Below are 15,545 nucleotides of genomic sequence, written 5' to 3'. Positions count from 1 at the left end.
ATGACACCGCCGGCGCGCGCCGCAACCATGGAACAACTCGCGCCGGCACCGCCGGGCGGGCTGGAGGCGGAACCGCTCGCGCCGTGGCTCATCGTGCTGGCGGGCCTGTGCTTCCTCTACGTTCCCAGCTTCATCGACCTCTTCCGCACCATCTGGAGCACACCCGAACAGGCGCACGGGCCCATCGTGCTCGGCCTGTCGCTGTGGTTGCTGTACCGCCAGTGGCCCGCCATGCTAGCTCGCAGCTCCGGCGGGCCATCCTCCGTCGCCGGCTGGCCCATCCTCATCGTCGGCCTGCTGCTCTTAGTACTCGGCCGCTCGCAAGACATCCTCATCTTCGAGATCGGCTCGCTGGTGTGGGTGCTCATCGCCGTGCTCCTCATCCAGCGGGGGGGGCAGGCGGTCAAGGCGCAGTGGTTCGCGCTGTTCTTCATGCTCTTCATGATCCCGCTGCCCGGTGCGGTGGTGGACGCCATCACCATGCCCATGAAGATCGCCGTCTCTGTGGTCGCGGAAAACGTGCTCTATTCACTCGGCTACCCCATTGCCCGCAGCGGCGTCATCCTCCAGATCGGGCAATACAAGCTCCTCGTCGCCGATGCCTGCGCCGGCCTGCAAACCCTGTTTACGCTCGAAGCGCTCGGGCTGCTGTACCTCAAGCTCACGCAATCCGCGTCTGCGTTGCGCAACACGATTCTCGCCATCCTGATCGTGCCGATTTCGTTTGCGGCGAACGTGATTCGCGTGATCGTGCTGACGCTGGTGACGTACTACTACGGTGATGCGGCGGGGCAGGGCTTCATGCATGGGTTTGCGGGGATGGTGCTGTTTGCGAGTGCTCTATTACTCATTATCGGTATGGATACCATCTTGCGCGCTGCACAGTCGGGGCGGAGGCGCGTATGACCAGCAATTCTGGCAAAGGGGCAAAAATGCGTCGCAGCAGCATCGTGGCATGCACGCTAATGTTCTGTGCATCGCTGTCGGCGTGGGCGTTGGCACCGCGGAACCCGATGGCAGCCTTGAACAAGAATCTCAGGCTGGAAAGCGCAATTCCAGTCTCATTCGGCGACTGGCATTTGGATAGCGGGGGTATGCAAAGTGTCGTCGCTCCGCAGCAGAAAGGCTTGCTGGATGCACTCTATTCTCAGACCCTGACCCGCACCTACGTCAATGCGCAGGGGCAGCGCGTCATGTTATCGATTGCTTATGGGGAAATGCAGAGTGGTGATGTCGAATTACATAGGCCGGAAGTTTGCTATTTCGCTCAAGGGTTTTCACTTGAAACCGTCGGCAAGTCATCAATAAAGCTAGCAGAACGCGAGAGCCAATTTCCCATTCAGCGTTTGATCGCTCAGACAAATAGCCGACACGAACCGATCTCCTACTGGATGCGAGTCGGTGACTACATCGTGGCATCCGGTAACGATCAACGTCTTGCCAGGCTAATGCACGGCTTCAAGGGCTGGATACCCGATGGCATCCTGTTTCGGGTTTCGTCAATATCTGGTGACAACGAAGCTGCATACCACCTCCAGGAGCGCTTTGTCGTAGACCTGCTCACAACCGTAGACACGAATACACGTGGGTTCCTGATCGGCCCGGTCAGTCCCGAAGAAGTTGGAAGCATACGATGATGAATCCGGTCGGGCCAAGCGAGAAAAAAAATCCTGATGTTTCTGTGCTGATCGTCAATTACAACGGTCTCCGTTTTCTTGACGAATGCCTTGAATCCATCAGGACCGCATTCAGCCGTTATTCGTACGAAGTCGTAGTAGTGGATAATGCCTCGAGCGATGGTAGTCAAGCCTTCCTGCAGGCGCGCTCGGACATTCGCTACATCGAGTCGTTGGAAAACACAGGTTTTACCGGGGGCAACAACCTCGCAGCGCGCAGCGCTCGCGGAAAAGTATTGCTGCTGCTCAATAACGACACGCGCATCGAAAGACAACTCGATTCCCTCATCGATCAAGCGCTGGCTGAGCAAGTAGGCGCCGCAGGTTCCCGGCTCGTCTACAGTGACGGGCGAACCCAGTTCTCCGTGGGCTTTCACCATCGCCCGATTCGTCTTGTCCTGTCGTGGTTGGGATTGGAAAAGAAACACCGCTTGCCATCGATCTTCCGGCGAATGGAAACCGATCCCGCGTATTACGAACAATCGCATACCTCAGTCGACTGGGTTTCCGGAGCCTGCCTCGCCACTCGCCGCGAAATATGGGAGCGCCTTGGCGGCTTCGACGAAGCGTTCTTCATGTACTGCGAGGACGTCGACTACTGTCTGCGTATTCGTAACGCCGGATTTGGAATTGCCTTTGTTGCAGAGACATTGGTTATCCACTATGAAGGTGCAGGTCGGCCGTGGATCGGAAAAGCTGCATTGCAACGAACCGGTCGCTCCTACTCGATCTACCTAGCAAAACATCACAATGCATTAGTAGCCAGGGCTGCATCACTTGGTCTGGCAGCCGTGTTCTATATGCGGGCTGCAGCCCTTTGTGCGGTCTCCCTGAGCACATCTGCGAATCAGCAGAAGAGGCAAGTGATAAATGACAAAGTCAAAGCCTTTCTGGTAGTTGGTTGGCAGTTTGCTAGACAGACCCTGCTCGGTGTTTCAGCTGCCTCGGATAAGATCTAAAGGAGTATCTTAGCATTGAATTACCGTCCGCCGATGCGCACAGAGCCGCCAGACTGGCCGCTGTATTCGCTATTTTTCCTGCTGCTCGGCGGATCGTATCTCCCGATCTCCTTGGTCAGTGGGATGAACGCCTATTTTCTGGTTCTCGCGTTAGTCGTCTGGGGTACGAGGAATAATCGCTTTCCGAAATCTCTATGGGTACTGCTAATCTGTTTTAGCGGAATAATTGCCCTTGGTATGGCATTTGGGTACGACAATGAACCCTATCCCTATCTAAAAGATGCTTGGTATTTCATCAATCCGGTTGGCGTTATACTCGTCGGGTATTCATTTGGCGCTCTAACACCAAGGCTATCGCATGCTTTGCGCCTTTTAGTAATAGCCGGCCTCATTCTTGCTAGCTTGCATCTAGCCAAGTTTGCTATTAACCCGAATCTGCTTAGCTTGCCGGCCACCGAAGTACGAGCCTTGGCAGGAAACGGGAATTTCGTTGTTGGCCTTACGTGCGCATTTCTTATCGCCTCTATTGGGCGTTGGCGTGAAATGTTGGCCATACGCCCGATTTTCGGGTGGATTGTCCTCTTGCTGTGCGGGGTGTCTATAACCTTGGCATATTCGCGTACTCTGGTACTTGTTGTCTTGGTCTTCTGGACTGCACTTAGAGGCCTGATGCTTGGTTCACGTTTCGTCAAACTCGGAGCTGCGGTAATCGTTGGCCTCGCATTGCTCGGCGCGCTGGCTGCTTCGCTGCCACCTGCCAGCGAAGCAGAGAAAAAAACATTCACCGGCAAAATGCTCCGTTCGGCCCAGGAACTAACCATTGCAGACTACCGTGACCAACAGAGCATCAATGATAATTTTCGTGGCTTCGAGACGGCCAGAGCCTACAAAGACTATGTTGATGGCGGAGTGCTACGTTGGTTAGGAGGGCGAGGGTTCGGTCACTTTGTTGACCTCGGGGTATACCTATTTCTCGGTGATGGCCCCATGCGTTACATACCTGTTCTGCATAACGGCATGTTGTATGTTCTGGTAAAGACGGGAGCTTTGGGTTTGATCCTTTACCTCGTCTCGTTCGGCTGGTTGTTTCGTAGGGGGGCGGTCGCCGCGCGCTCGGTTGATCCAGACGAACGATTTGCCGGTCTAATTGTGCAGGGCGCAGTTGCAGTCAGTTTGCTCACGTCGTGGTTGATTGCCGGGCCCTTCAACAAGACTGCGCTGGTATCCGTGCTGCTGCTCCTGGGGTTTTGCCTCTCCATAGTTGAACGCAAAGAATGGAAGCGATGAAGATTCTGGTTGTCGCACCATTCCTCTCCGGTCTTGATTCAGGCAATGGTGGTGGTGTCGTCACCTTCCGTCAGATTGCCGCTTTGGCGAGTCAGCACGCGGTTTCATTTCTCTCCTTTTCGGGCGTCATGGCCCGCGATATCGAAGAGAAATGTACACAAGCGCTGGCTCAGGTATGCGAAGGGGTCGAGACAGTTCCGCTCATCATCGATCGCATCCGGGTCGCAAAAGCGGCTTTCGGTTCGCTCTCGTTGTCCAAGCCTCACCTCGCGGCATTGTGCTGGCAAGCGTCAATGCAGAACGCCTTGCGTGAGCATCTTGCCCGCTTGAAACCGGATGTTGTCTGGATCCAGTTTCCCCAGATGGCGCAATACGTGACGCTGTGCGGCGATACCCCGTGCATCATGGACGTGCAGGACGCCTACACCCTATCCGGATTTCGCCACGCGCAACGCGTGCGGGGGATCGGTGGCGTACGGGCTTGGCTCGACTGGGTCTGCTGGGCACGCTATGAAGCAAGGCATTACGCCGGGTTTTCCGCTGTCCTGACCTTATCCGAACAGGATGCGAATGTATTGTCCGCCATGAATCCGGCTAGTGTGACCCTGTCCATGGGCTTGCCACTGACCGAAGGCGTTCCGCCAGCCAGCGCACCCGTTCCAATGCGTGTTGGCTTTGCCGGTGCATTTGGGCACCGCCCGAATCGAGAAGGGTTGCAATGGTTTCTCGATCAGGTGTGGCCTCGGGTGTTGGCCCGGGTTCCACATGCCAGCTTTGTCGTTGCAGGGCGCAATCCGCCGCCGGAGTTCGTTGCCCGAGTCGGCGAGGGCGTCTCATTTTCCGGCTTTGTGCCGGACATTTTCACGTTCTATGCCAACAACAGCGTTACGGTTGTGCCGCTGGTCAGTGGCGGTGGCGTAAAAATCAAGACGGTTGAAGCCATGCTGGCCGGTTCGGCTGTCGTGGCGACACGGATCGGAGCCGAGGGCACCGGGGCAAGGCACAGGCAGGAGGTGCTGGTGGAGGATGAGCCTGCCGCCTTTGCCGATGCGATCGTGAGCGTCCTGCAGGATGCCGGCCTGCGTGGGCGCTTGGCCGACGCGGCGCGCAGTCACGCCGGCAGCCAGTTCGCAACTGAAGCCTGGCGTGCGCGCATCGCCGACATTTTTTCCCGGATGGTGAAATCGCATGGCGAACACTGATTCCGGAAAACGGATTTCCGATACCGCCGCAACGGTATGGGCCTATGTCCAGAACTGGGCCGCGCGGGGCATCACCCTCATCGTATTTTTTGGTCTGGCGCGCCTGCTTACGCCCGCGGAGTTTGGCGCCTTTGCCGTCGCCATGATCTTTCTGACGCTCGGTGAAATCTTCGTCGAGCAACTCTTCGGGCACGCCATCGTTCAGCGCGACACCCTGACGGAGGCGCACCGCAGCAGCGCCTTCTGGGTCACCTTGATGATCGGTGCGACGCTGGCGTTGACCACCCTGCTTGCAGCCCCCGCCTTTGCCGCGGCGTTCGACAGCCCGGGCGTCGAGCCAATCATCATGACCCTGACGCCGGCCTTTGGCTTCATGGCAGTGTCCAGTGTGCCGTCGGCGCTGCTTCGTCGTGCGCTGGATTATCGCACCCTCGCGCGGCGCACAGCCCTGTCCAACCTGCTTAGCGGCATTGTCGCCATCGTTGCCGCCGCAAGCGGGCTTGGCGTTTGGACCTTCGTCGTGCAGCAACTGGTCTTTCAGGCGGTCAGCACCGCCGTATTGTGGCGCCACGAAGCATGGCGACCCCAGCTTGTCTTTGACCGCAAGGCGCTCGGCGAACTGTTCGGCTTTGCATCGCGCATCACGCTGGTCAAGGTGCTTGATCTGGTCGAAACGCGGGTACTCGAACTGGTTATCGCCCGCTATCTTGGTGTTGTTGCACTTGGCCACTACGCCCTGGCGTCAAGGGCGCAACAATCAGCCACCCAACTGCTGGCAGCACCGCTCTGGGAGTCATCGATATCCGTTTTTGCACGCCGCCAGAATGACCGCAAGTCCCTTGCGGCAGCATTCGAGGATCGGGTATTGCTGGCTGCTCTACTCATCATGCCCGCCTTCCTGTTGGCTGCCGCCAGTGCCGAGGCGCTGGTTCCCGCCGTGTTTGGGGAGCAATGGCATGAGGCGGTCGCGCCGTTTCAGATTCTTTGCGTGTTGGGGGCGCTGCGTTCGATTGCTTTTTTGTTTGGCGGAATTCTGCAGGCGGTTGGGGAGGCGGATGCGGCGTTGAGTATCGGTTTTGCCCGTACCGCTGTCACGCTCTGCGCCATTCCTCCATTACTGTCCTTCGGCTCTGCGGGGGTGGGTGCGAGTCTGCTGATCGGCCAATTGATCGTGTTGGCGTTCATGTTAAGAGTTGTCTTTTTTAAGCTAGGTATTGGTTCAATGAAAGTGTTTCGTATTGTGGCCAAGCCTGTTGTGGCGGCTTGCATAGCAGCGTTAGTAAGTCTCGTTCTGCTTGAATCTCTGGAAGGATATTTACCCGAGTTGGCACTTGCGGCGCTAGGTCTAGGGGTTAGCGTTCTGTTATTCGCCGCATCCATTATCGTATTAATGCCCGGAGTCCTCCTGAAGCATTGCGCCCGGCTGCCGGCAAGCATAGCTGCTCGTTTTGGCCCTGTACTCAGAGCGCTCATTCGTTTCGAGGACGGTCTGCGTGCGAAAGCCTACCTCGTGATTTTTGCCTCGGGGTCGGGTAGTGATTTCCATAGCTCGCATCGTAGAAGCGGGGATGTTCTTCTCGTGTTCGGCGACGCGTATTCCATCGTTGGCTCAGTAGGGGACCAAGCTCTTTTTGGTGGATTGATTACGCTATTGCGACAATCCGGAATTACACGTGCGCGTGTTTTGTGTCGCCCAGCTGTTACTTTGCCGAAAGTAGACGGGATTGAACTACTCCCGCATTCTGTGTGGGGTAGTTTTGCCCAAGCACGGGCACTCGCCCGAGAGGTAGCCAATGCCCGCGGATTCGTGGTTGTGGGCGCAGATGTGCTCGATGGATTTTACTCTCGCTTCGAGTCGGTGTTGCGTCTGGGGATTGCTGCCTTTGCAGCGAACCGTGGGGTGCCAACGGTATTGTGCAGCTTCAGTTTTAACGAACAGCCTGACCCGGCCACGGCTGCGGCGTTCAAGAAACTACCGAGCAGTGTGAAGTTGCTATGTCGCGATAGCGTCTCGCGCGACCGCTTGGTCAAACTTGTCGGTGAGCATGTCCAGTTGATGGCTGACTTGGCGTACTTGCTGGAACCGGCGAAGAGTAGCGAGCTTGAGGTAAATGTAAAAAATTGGCTGGTTCAAGGACACCGCGGCACCGGTCCCGTGATTGGCTGGAATCTCTCGCCCCATTCGCTGAAATTGCTTACGCACGATCAGCGAAACAAGGCGGCCGAAGCCTCTGCTGTGGTTATTGGGCGTTTAGTGTCTGAACGCGATGTCAGCGTCGTCCTGATACCTCATGACTTTCGGCCACACGCCAGTGATCCCGCCATGCTTGCCGATATTTTTTCCCGAATTCCTAGCCATGCCCGCGAGCGAGTCCTGTTGGCGACTGGACCTTATACCGCAGTAGATGTGAAGCAGGTATGCGCACTTTTCGACCTCGTTCTCACCGGGCGGATGCATTTGATGATTGCGGCACTTGGGCGAGATGTTCCCGTCGTGGCGATTGAGTATCAAGGAAAGTTTGCGGGTGCACTTGCACATTTTTGTCTGGGTTCGTCGCACCTGTTGGAACCGGCGGAGGTCTGCTCCGATGAGGTTTTGTATAGGAAGGTTTGCGCACATCTGGACGATATCGCCTCGACACGCGCGCAGATCGAATCGCGCCGGCCGTTGGTTGAGGCGCTGGCTTCCAAAGCCATGATGGAATGTCTTCGAGGCGCGACTTGAAATACGCTTTTTGCAATCTGGCCAAACGCCTTGCGCTGGCATTTCTTCTCGTAATCGGCAGCCAGACTTCATATGCCGCTGACTACACAATCGGCGTTTATTACTACCCGGGTTGGTCGCCTTACACCAAGGGATCGCATGAGCCCGATCCGTGGCTTGCGATCAAGGCCTACCCCGAACGCGAGCCGCTGCTCGGCTGGTATAACGATGCGCAGCGCCAGGTTCTTGATACCCAACTCGGCTGGATGGCTGATTACGGCATCGATTTCGTCACCTTCGACTGGTATTGGGAAAAAGGGCGTCCGGCGCCGGAAACTTCTGTTCGCGCTTATCTTCAGTCACCCGAGCGGGCGCGTGTGCGATATTCGCTGCTGTGGGCAAACCATACCAAGGAGCCGCGTACCCTCCAGGAGTGGGATGCACTGGTGGATTACTGGATCGGCCGCCATCTGCAGAACCCGGAGTACGTGAAGATTCAGGGCAAGCCGGTATTGTTTGTTTTTTCGGCGGACGTTATTCGCGACCAGGCGAAAATTATCGGGCTGAAGGTTGCGGAGATGCTTGATCGCGCTCGTGAGAAGGCGAAGGCGGCGGGGCTGCCGGGTATCTATTTTGTGTTGAGTGTGCCGGCCACCGATTATTGGGTCCAAAAGTTTGCGCCCGAGTCGGGGTTTGATGCATTGAGTGCATACAACTACCACTTCGGGCTGGCCGGAAATTCAGACCAGCGTACTCCCGATTCCCATAGCTTCGAGGAACTCGATAGCGCGTATCAGATGCAGTGGAACTGGATTATCAAAAACAGCAATTTGCCATATTTCATCCCGATGACTTCAGGCTGGGATAAGCGGCCTTGGGGTGGGAGTAAGAAGGATCCTCGTCATGATGACTCGATATCCACACCGGATAGCTTTGAGCGCCATTTGCTGAAGGCGCGGGTGCTATTGAAGGCTAATCCGTCAAAAACTCAGGGGGTCGGTATGGTCTGCTGCTGGAACGAATATGGCGAAGGATCTTATGTGGAGCCTACAAAGCTATACGGCTTTGAGTATTTGAAGCGCATTAACATGGTATTCGGAGGTGGCAAGTGATGGCAGCCTTCGCTTATTCACGATTGCGGGAAGGTTGGTGTCGGCCGCAGGTTGGGGTTGATTTTCATACTTTTGACGGGATCTTTCAGGGCAGCCGCAGCCATGTTCTGGGTATCTTCCGGGAGGCGATACGGCTGGCTCCGGAGATGGACTTCATCCTGTTTCTTGATAATCCTGAGCAGTTGAAGTCGGCCCATCCTGAATTCGGGGCGCCCAATGTGCGCCTGGTTCGCATGCCGCACCGGCCGGGACCCATTCGTCTTGGACTGCAATTGCCGTGGTTGCAAGTTCGTGAAAAGCTGGATTTGCTGCATACCCAGTACCGCTTGCCGTTTTTTCCGCTCGGACCTTGTGCGTGCACTATTCATGATGTTTTATTTGAAAGTCATCCTGAATATTTTCCGCATTTCTTTACGCTGCAGTCGAAGCTGACTTTCCGGCTGGCAGCTCGGGTTGCGCGTTTGCTGTTTAGCGTCAGCGAGTTTTCGCGCAAGGAGATTGCGACGCGCTTTGGCATTGAAGCTGAGCGCATTCGCGTGTTGTACAACGGCGTCGACAGGGCGAGGTTTTTCCCAGGACGGGAAGGGGTGGAAAAGCTTGCGCCGCTTGGCCTGGATGCGGGTGGCTATTTGTTAACGGTAGGCCGTCTTGAGCCACGAAAGAACCATGCACGGTTGATTGAGGCTTTTGGCCGCCTTGGTGAGGGCGCGCCGCCTCTGGTTTGCGTCGGTCAGCGTGATTTTGGCTATGCAGCGGCGCTTGACGCGGCAACGCGCTTTGGCGTTCAGGGGCGAGTTCATTTTTTGGAAAATGTTGGGGATGACATGTTGCCGGTGTTGATGCGAAACGCCCGCGCCTTTGTCTTTCCCGCGATTGCGGAGGGGTTCGGCATGCCAGTTGCGGAAGCCCTCGCGAGTGGGGTGCCGGTGGTGACCAGCAACACGACGTCGATGCCGGAAGTGGCTGGCAGCGCTGCGGTGCTGGTTGATCCGCTGGATGTGACGAGTATCGCTCAGGGGCTCGAAAAAGTGCTGGGCGATCCGGAGTTGGCCGCCACGATGGTGACCGAGGGGGCCGAGCAGATTAAAAAATTTGACTGGGCGGAGTCCGCGAGAGCACTGGTTGCTTCCTACCGCGGGTTCTTTGCCGATCGTTATGCCATGCAGGGTGCGCCATCGGAGCGGGGCGCGTGAGTTCACTGCGCGTTTTCGTATTGCTTCCGCGGGCGCTCGATGCGGCGCGCTGGCAGGAGCGATTTGCTCGTGGCGAGGCGCCGGACGTGACCCCGTATGGTTATCACTTCGCGGAGGAGGCGGGAGCCCTGGTCTCCTTCTCGCGGCCGACCGTCACGTCAGGTGGGCTTTTGGGGGTGGCGGACAAGGTTGTCAAACGTTTGCTGGGGTTTGATATTCGGCATGCCTGGAATAATCGCCGGGCCTTGCTGGGCGCCGATTACGATGTAATCTGGACGCACACGGAATATGAGCATCTGGGAATTGCTGCGCTTCGCGCATTGCTCAGAAAGGATGGACCGCCGGTTATCGCGCAGTCGGTTTGGTTGATTGATGTGTGGCCGCGTTTGTCGGATCTGAAGAAATCGCTCTATCGGTATTTGCTGGGGCGATCGGCCGTGGCGACTTTTCACTCACCCGATAACAAGGCGGTTGCGGACGAATTGGGATTCCAACTGCCTTGCGAAGTGGTTCTATTCGGCATTTCGCTTGATAGTTTCCCGCTACGGGCACCAAATTTGAAATTTGATGCTTCCCGGCCAGTTCGTGTTCTGGCGCTTGGAAATGATCGCCATCGTGACTGGTCTACCTTGTTCGAGGCAATTGGCGGGCGGCCTGACTTTGAGTTGCGTGTAGGTTCCTCGGTTTGGCCCCGTAGATTCTCCGCAGACAACGTGCATGTTGGAGCCATGACTCAGGATGAGGTGAGGGCGGCCTATGCATGGGCAGACTGCGCGGTAGTGCCCTTGAAGGAAAATCTTCACGCTTCGGGAATTACCGCGATTCTTGAAGCGGTTGCCTTGGGAGTCCCCGTCGTTGCTACCTTGACGGGTGGTTTGCTGGCCTATTTCGCCGCGGATGCTGTGACCTATGTTGATCCGGGAGATGCCCAGTCGCTGCGAGATGCGATCAAGGCGTCGGCAAAAGATCCATCAGGTGCATTGGGGCGCGCGGTTTGCGCGCAGCGACAAATGGCTGATCGTGATCTGACAACGCGCGGATTCGCAATGCGCCATGTGCGATTGTCAGAGCGACTGCGCGCAAATTCCGGTGGCAATTGCGGCAATTGAGTATGAATCGGGTTTCGCATCTATTAATGCAGCGGAATGCCGCATTAATTGTTTGAAGGTGGTTTCCAGCATGTGCAGGGTGTAATACAAATGAATCATCGCTGCTTGAGAATTCTTGGGGTCAGAGGGGTTCCCGCTGCTCATGGCGGATTTGAAACCTTCGCCGAATATCTGGCGCTCTTTCTCGTCGACCGTGGATGGCGCGTGGTGGTGTATTGCCAAGAAGATGGCTCCGGCCCGGTATTCAACGATACGTGGCGTGGTGTCGAGCGGGTGCGTATTCCGGTTGCCCAGAGTGGCCCCAAGGGCACGATTGTGTTCGATTGGAAGGCAACGGCCCATGCGGCGCAGTATGGCGATCTATGTTTGACGCTGGGGTACAACACTGCGGTCTTCGGCGCGGTGTTGCGGGTGAAGGGGATTCGAAATGTGATCAACATGGACGGAATCGAGTGGTCGCGCGCCAAGTGGGGCAAGGTCGCCAAGACATGGTTCTGGTTGAACGATTGGGCGGGTTGCTGGCTGGGGGACCACCTGATCGCAGACCATCCGCAGATCAAGGCGCATCTCGCCACGCGTGTGGCAGCGGACAAGATCACGACGATTGCGTATGGTGCGGAGGAAGTTTCTGCGGCGCCGGTGGAGCCGGTCGTTGCACTTGGCCTTACGCCGGGGCGGTTCCTCACGGTGATTGCGCGGCCGGAGCCGGAGAACTCGCTTCTGGAGATTGTGCGGGGCTTTTCTGCGCGTCCGCGCGGGGTGGATCTCGTGGTGTTGGGTAATTACGACGCGGCGGGCAATGCCTACCATCGGGCAGTGCGCGAGGCGGCGAGCGAGGAAGTGAAGTTTGTTGGGGCGATTTACGAGAAACCCGTTGTACGTGCCTTGCGCTTCCATAGTCTCGCTTACGTTCATGGTCACCAGGTTGGGGGGACGAACCCGTCGCTCGTTGAGGCGCTGGGCGCAGGTAACGCGGTGATTGCGCACGACAACCGTTTCAACCGCTGGGTGGCCGGGGAAGGTGCAGCTTATTTCGCTGGGGCGGACGAATTCGGCGAGCGCCTTGACGCGTTGTTGGGCGCCGAGGAGCGGCTTGGCGCGATGCGGGCGGCGAGTCGTGCTCGTTTCGCGGAAGCGTTCACCTGGGACCGTATTCTTGGGGAATACGAGCGCTTGCTGGAGGGGTGGCTGGATACGGCGCCCTTGGCAGGGCGCCTTGCGGAAGAGGCGCGCTCGCTGCGATAGACGGCGGGCGTCCCGTGCGTGGATTGGCGGGACGCGCAGCGCGTCTCCCGCCCTGCGGGGGGGCTTGGGCTCGTTGGCCGCGAAGGTTTGGCCAGCCGGGCGATGCAATGCGATAATCCCGCCCTTATGTCCGCGGCTTTTGCTGCCTGACCCTTCTTCTGGGATTTCACGGAACTAGACGATGCTCGAATCAGTTCGCAACAACAAACGCGTGGCGCAGATCATCCTTGCGCTGCTGATCGTCCCCTTCGCTTTCTTCGGGCTGGATTCGTATTTCCAGGATGGCCCGGGCGGGACCGACGTTGCTACGGTCGGCAAGTCGAAGATTTCGAGCGCCGAGTTCGATCAGGCGCTGCGCGAGCAGCAGGACCGGCTGCGCGAGTCGATGGGGGGCGAGGTCGATCGGGCGTTGCTCGATTCGGAGCCGATCCGTCGTTCGGTCGTGGAAAACCTCGTGAACCAGCGTCTGCTGGCGCTGCACGCGGCGGAAAACCGGCTCATCGTGGCGCCGCAGCAGTTGCAGCAGGTGATCGCAGGCGTCGATGCGTTCCAGCAGGACGGACGTTTTTCGATCGAGCGTTACGAGGCGGCGGTGCGGGCTCAGGGCATGACGCCGGCGATGTTCGAGTCGCGGCTCGCACAGGACTTGCGGATGCAGCAGGTGGCGCAGGCCGTCGGCGATTCGGCCTTCACTTCGCGCGAATCGATCAGGCGCTTCCTGATGGCACAGCTCGAGGAGCGTAAGGTCAGCGAACTCCAGTTCCCCGTCAGCCGCTTCGCCGCCGAGGTGAAGCTCGCCGATGACGCTGCCCGGCAATACTACGATGCGAACGGGTCGCGCTTCGAGCGGCCTGCGCGGTTGCGGGCCGAGTATGTCGTCTTCAACCAGGATGCGGTGCTCGGCCAAGTCAGCGTGTCGGACGAAGCGGCGCGCAAGTTTTATGAGGCGAACGCGGAGCGTTTCAGCCAGCCGGAAGAACGCAGTGCGCGCCATATTCTGATTTCGGCGGCTGCAGACGCTTCTGCCGATGAAGTGGCGAAGGCGAAGGAAAGGGCTGACGGGATCCTGAAGCAGTTGCGTGCGGATCCGAAGCGCTTTGCCGAGATTGCCAAGGCGGAGTCGCAGGATCCGGGGTCCGCGTCGCGTGGCGGCGACCTCGGTTTCTTCGGGCGCGGGGCAATGGTGAAGCCGTTCGAGGATGCAGTCTACGGCCTCGGCAAGGGCCAAGTCAGCGAGGTGGTGCGCTCGGATTTCGGTTTCCACATCATTGAGGTCACTGACATCAAGGCGGCACACGCGCGCCCGTTCGACGAGGTGAAGGGCGAGATCGTCGAAGAGCTCAAGCGTCAGGAGGCGAGCAAGAAGTTCGCCGAGCAGGCGGAAGTGTTTTCGAACACCGTGTATGAGCAGTCGGACAGCCTGAAGCCGGTCGCGGATGCGCTCAAACTGCAGATTCGCACCACCGACTGGATCGAGCGCGTGGGCGGCGCGGTGGGCGATTATACGAACGAGAAACTGCTGAACAGCCTGTTCGCGGACGAGGCTGTGACCAAGGGGCGTAACGTCGAGGCCGTCGAGGTGTCGCGCGGTACGCTGGTGTCGGCCCGCGTTGTCGAGCACCAGCCGGCTCAACGGACGCCGTTCGAGCAGGTCAAGGACGCGATCGAACAGCAGCTGAAGACGGAGCAGGCGACGAAGCTTGCAGCAGAGCGCGGCGAAGCTGCGCTTGCCGCGTTGCAGAAGGGGGAGTCGGTGGCGGGTGAATGGAGCGCCGTGCGCACCGTTCAACGGGCCAAGCCCGAGCTGCCTCAGGCGGCGATTTCGGCGGTATTCGGCGCGCCGAGCACGAAGCTGCCGGCCTATGCGGGGGCGCCGACGCAAGGCGGCGGATACTCGGTCTTCCGTATCGAAAGCGTGAATCGTATCGATATCGCGAAGGACGATCCTCGCCTGAAGGCGCTGGAAGGTCAGTACCGGCGTCTGGTCGCCGAACGCGATTTCAACGCCTTCCTCGAGTCCCTGCGCGGGCGTTATGAGGTGCAGATCAATACGGCTGCGGTGCGGCCACAGCAGCAGTAAGCAGTAAGCGGGTCGAGCGAGGGCACGCTGTTGCGTGCCCATTGATGCACGTACAAGAAAAGAACGCCCGATGCGCAAGCATCGGGCGTTCTTTTTTGACTGACGGCCGCGCGTTGCGCGGTCCGTCACGAGGGATTAGCTCAGGGCTGTTCCGAGTTGCCGAGCGCGGTCGTGTTGAAACCGCCATCGACATACATGATCTCGCCGGTCATGCCGCTTGCAAGGTCGGAACAGAGGAAGGCTGCGGCGTTGCCTACTTCCTCGATGGTGACGTTGCGGCGCAGAGGGGCGTTGTGCTCGTTGAACGACAACAGCTTGCTGAAGCTGCCGATGCCGGACGCGGCCAGCGTCTTGATCGGGCCAGCCGAGATCGCGTTCACACGGGTGCCTTCCGGGCCGAGGCAGACGGCGAGATAGCGCACTGCGCTCTCGAGGCTCGCCTTGGCCAGGCCCATGATGTTGTAGTTGGGCATGGTGCGCACCGCTCCGAGGTAGGACATCGTGAGCAGCGCGCCGCGGCGACCCTTCATCATCGGACGTGCGGCCTTGGCGAGCAGCGGGAAGCTGCCGGCGCTGATTTCCTGGGAAATGCGGAACGCTTCGCGCGAGAAGCCCTCGAGGAAGTCGCCTTCCAGGGCGTCGCCAGGCGCAAAGGCGATTGAATGGACTAGGCCGTCAAGGCCATCCCATTTCTGCGCCAGTTGATCGAACAGCGCCGTGATTTCCTCGTCGTTCTGAACGTCGCACGGGAAGATGAGGTCCGAACCGAACTCGGCAGCCATCTTGGCTACACGGTCCTGGAAGCGTTCGTTCTGGTACGTGAAGGCGAGTTCAGCGCCTTCACGGTGCATGGCTTTGGCGATGCCGTACGAAATCGAGCGATTGCTGAGCAGTCCGGTGATCAGAATGCGTTTTCCGGCGAGAAAGCCCATTTTCGGTAATGCTCCTTCTTGATGGTCGGCGGATTATAGCTGATGG

The 15,545-nt window shown here is 58.3% G+C and carries 12 protein-coding genes; 11 read left to right on the top strand and 1 reads right to left on the bottom strand.

Features of this window, described 5'->3' with window-relative positions; translation table 11 throughout:
- The 11 genes from xrtB to GO615_RS10055 all read left to right on the top strand — a co-directional run bounded on the left by xrtB (position 1) and on the right by GO615_RS10055 (position 14,567).
- Complete coding sequence (gene xrtB, locus GO615_RS10105; protein ID WP_211167030.1) at positions 1 to 906, top strand: exosortase B; 906 nt, start codon at positions 1 to 3, stop codon at positions 904 to 906.
- On the top strand, positions 903 to 1,637 hold the full coding sequence (gene epsI / locus GO615_RS10100; protein ID WP_169127539.1) for an exosortase-associated protein EpsI, B-type: 735 nt from the start codon (positions 903 to 905) through the stop codon (positions 1,635 to 1,637). Before xrtB ends, epsI begins: the two co-directional genes overlap by 4 nt.
- Positions 1,634 to 2,635: a glycosyltransferase family 2 protein gene (locus tag GO615_RS10095; protein WP_169127537.1), complete on the top strand. Its 1,002-nt coding sequence runs from the start codon at positions 1,634 to 1,636 to the stop codon at positions 2,633 to 2,635. Before epsI ends, GO615_RS10095 begins: the two co-directional genes overlap by 4 nt.
- 15 nt (positions 2,636 to 2,650) lie before the next feature.
- Positions 2,651 to 3,922: an O-antigen ligase family protein gene (locus GO615_RS10090; RefSeq protein ID WP_169127535.1), complete on the top strand. Its 1,272-nt coding sequence runs from the start codon at positions 2,651 to 2,653 to the stop codon at positions 3,920 to 3,922.
- Positions 3,919 to 5,124 carry a glycosyltransferase gene (locus GO615_RS10085; protein WP_169127533.1) on the top strand — a complete coding sequence of 402 codons (1,206 nt, stop codon included), beginning with the start codon at positions 3,919 to 3,921 and terminating at the stop codon, positions 5,122 to 5,124. Before GO615_RS10090 ends, GO615_RS10085 begins: the two co-directional genes overlap by 4 nt.
- Complete coding sequence (locus GO615_RS10080) at positions 5,111 to 7,849, top strand: oligosaccharide flippase family protein (protein WP_169127531.1); 2,739 nt, start codon at positions 5,111 to 5,113, stop codon at positions 7,847 to 7,849. The genes GO615_RS10085 and GO615_RS10080 overlap by 14 nt, the downstream gene beginning before the upstream one ends.
- Positions 7,846 to 8,940, top strand: a complete 1,095-nt coding sequence (locus GO615_RS10075) for a glycoside hydrolase family 99-like domain-containing protein (RefSeq protein WP_169127529.1) — start codon at positions 7,846 to 7,848, stop codon at positions 8,938 to 8,940. Before GO615_RS10080 ends, GO615_RS10075 begins: the two co-directional genes overlap by 4 nt.
- Positions 8,940 to 10,133, top strand: a complete 1,194-nt coding sequence (locus tag GO615_RS10070) for a glycosyltransferase family 4 protein (RefSeq protein WP_169127527.1) — start codon at positions 8,940 to 8,942, stop codon at positions 10,131 to 10,133. The genes GO615_RS10075 and GO615_RS10070 overlap by 1 nt, the downstream gene beginning before the upstream one ends.
- The gene (locus tag GO615_RS10065) at positions 10,130 to 11,242 is read left to right on the top strand and encodes a glycosyltransferase (RefSeq protein ID WP_169127525.1); all 1,113 of its coding nucleotides are present in this window, start codon (positions 10,130 to 10,132) and stop codon (positions 11,240 to 11,242) included. Before GO615_RS10070 ends, GO615_RS10065 begins: the two co-directional genes overlap by 4 nt.
- Before the next feature lie 48 nt (positions 11,243 to 11,290).
- Positions 11,291 to 12,487 carry a DUF1972 domain-containing protein gene (locus tag GO615_RS10060; protein WP_246262218.1) on the top strand — a complete coding sequence of 399 codons (1,197 nt, stop codon included), beginning with the start codon at positions 11,291 to 11,293 and terminating at the stop codon, positions 12,485 to 12,487.
- 181 nt (positions 12,488 to 12,668) lie between these two features.
- Positions 12,669 to 14,567, top strand: a complete 1,899-nt coding sequence (locus GO615_RS10055; RefSeq protein ID WP_169127523.1) for a SurA N-terminal domain-containing protein — start codon at positions 12,669 to 12,671, stop codon at positions 14,565 to 14,567.
- Between the two features lie 140 nt (positions 14,568 to 14,707).
- Here the strand turns inward: GO615_RS10055 and fabI are convergent, their stop codons facing one another.
- Positions 14,708 to 15,499 carry an enoyl-ACP reductase FabI gene (gene fabI / locus GO615_RS10050; protein ID WP_169127521.1) on the bottom strand — a complete coding sequence of 264 codons (792 nt, stop codon included), beginning with the start codon at positions 15,497 to 15,499 and terminating at the stop codon, positions 14,708 to 14,710.
- Positions 15,500 to 15,545: the final 46 nt, after the last annotated feature.

It is taken from the genome of Aromatoleum evansii (assembly GCF_012910805.1).
Classification (GTDB): Bacteria; Pseudomonadota; Gammaproteobacteria; order Burkholderiales; family Rhodocyclaceae; genus Aromatoleum; species Aromatoleum evansii.
Note: the sequence above shows the minus strand (reverse complement) of the source record. Positions and strands in the feature narration are given on the sequence as shown.

Bases quoted from the DNA above. Each gene is read 5' to 3' on its own strand.
- GO615_RS10080 (WP_169127531.1), top strand. From the start codon at position 5,111: ATGGCGAACACTGATTCCGGAAAACGGATTTCCGATACCGCCGCAACG.
- GO615_RS10095 (WP_169127537.1), top strand. From the start codon at position 1,634: ATGATGAATCCGGTCGGGCCAAGCGAGAAAAAAAATCCTGATGTTTCT.
- GO615_RS10085 (WP_169127533.1), top strand. From the start codon at position 3,919: ATGAAGATTCTGGTTGTCGCACCATTCCTCTCCGGTCTTGATTCAGGC.
- GO615_RS10055 (WP_169127523.1), top strand. From the start codon at position 12,669: ATGCTCGAATCAGTTCGCAACAACAAACGCGTGGCGCAGATCATCCTT.
- epsI (WP_169127539.1), top strand. From the start codon at position 903: ATGACCAGCAATTCTGGCAAAGGGGCAAAAATGCGTCGCAGCAGCATC.
- fabI (WP_169127521.1), bottom strand. From the start codon at position 15,499: ATGGGCTTTCTCGCCGGAAAACGCATTCTGATCACCGGACTGCTCAGC.
- GO615_RS10070 (WP_169127527.1), top strand. From the start codon at position 8,940: ATGGCAGCCTTCGCTTATTCACGATTGCGGGAAGGTTGGTGTCGGCCG.
- xrtB (WP_211167030.1), top strand. From the start codon at position 1: ATGACACCGCCGGCGCGCGCCGCAACCATGGAACAACTCGCGCCGGCA.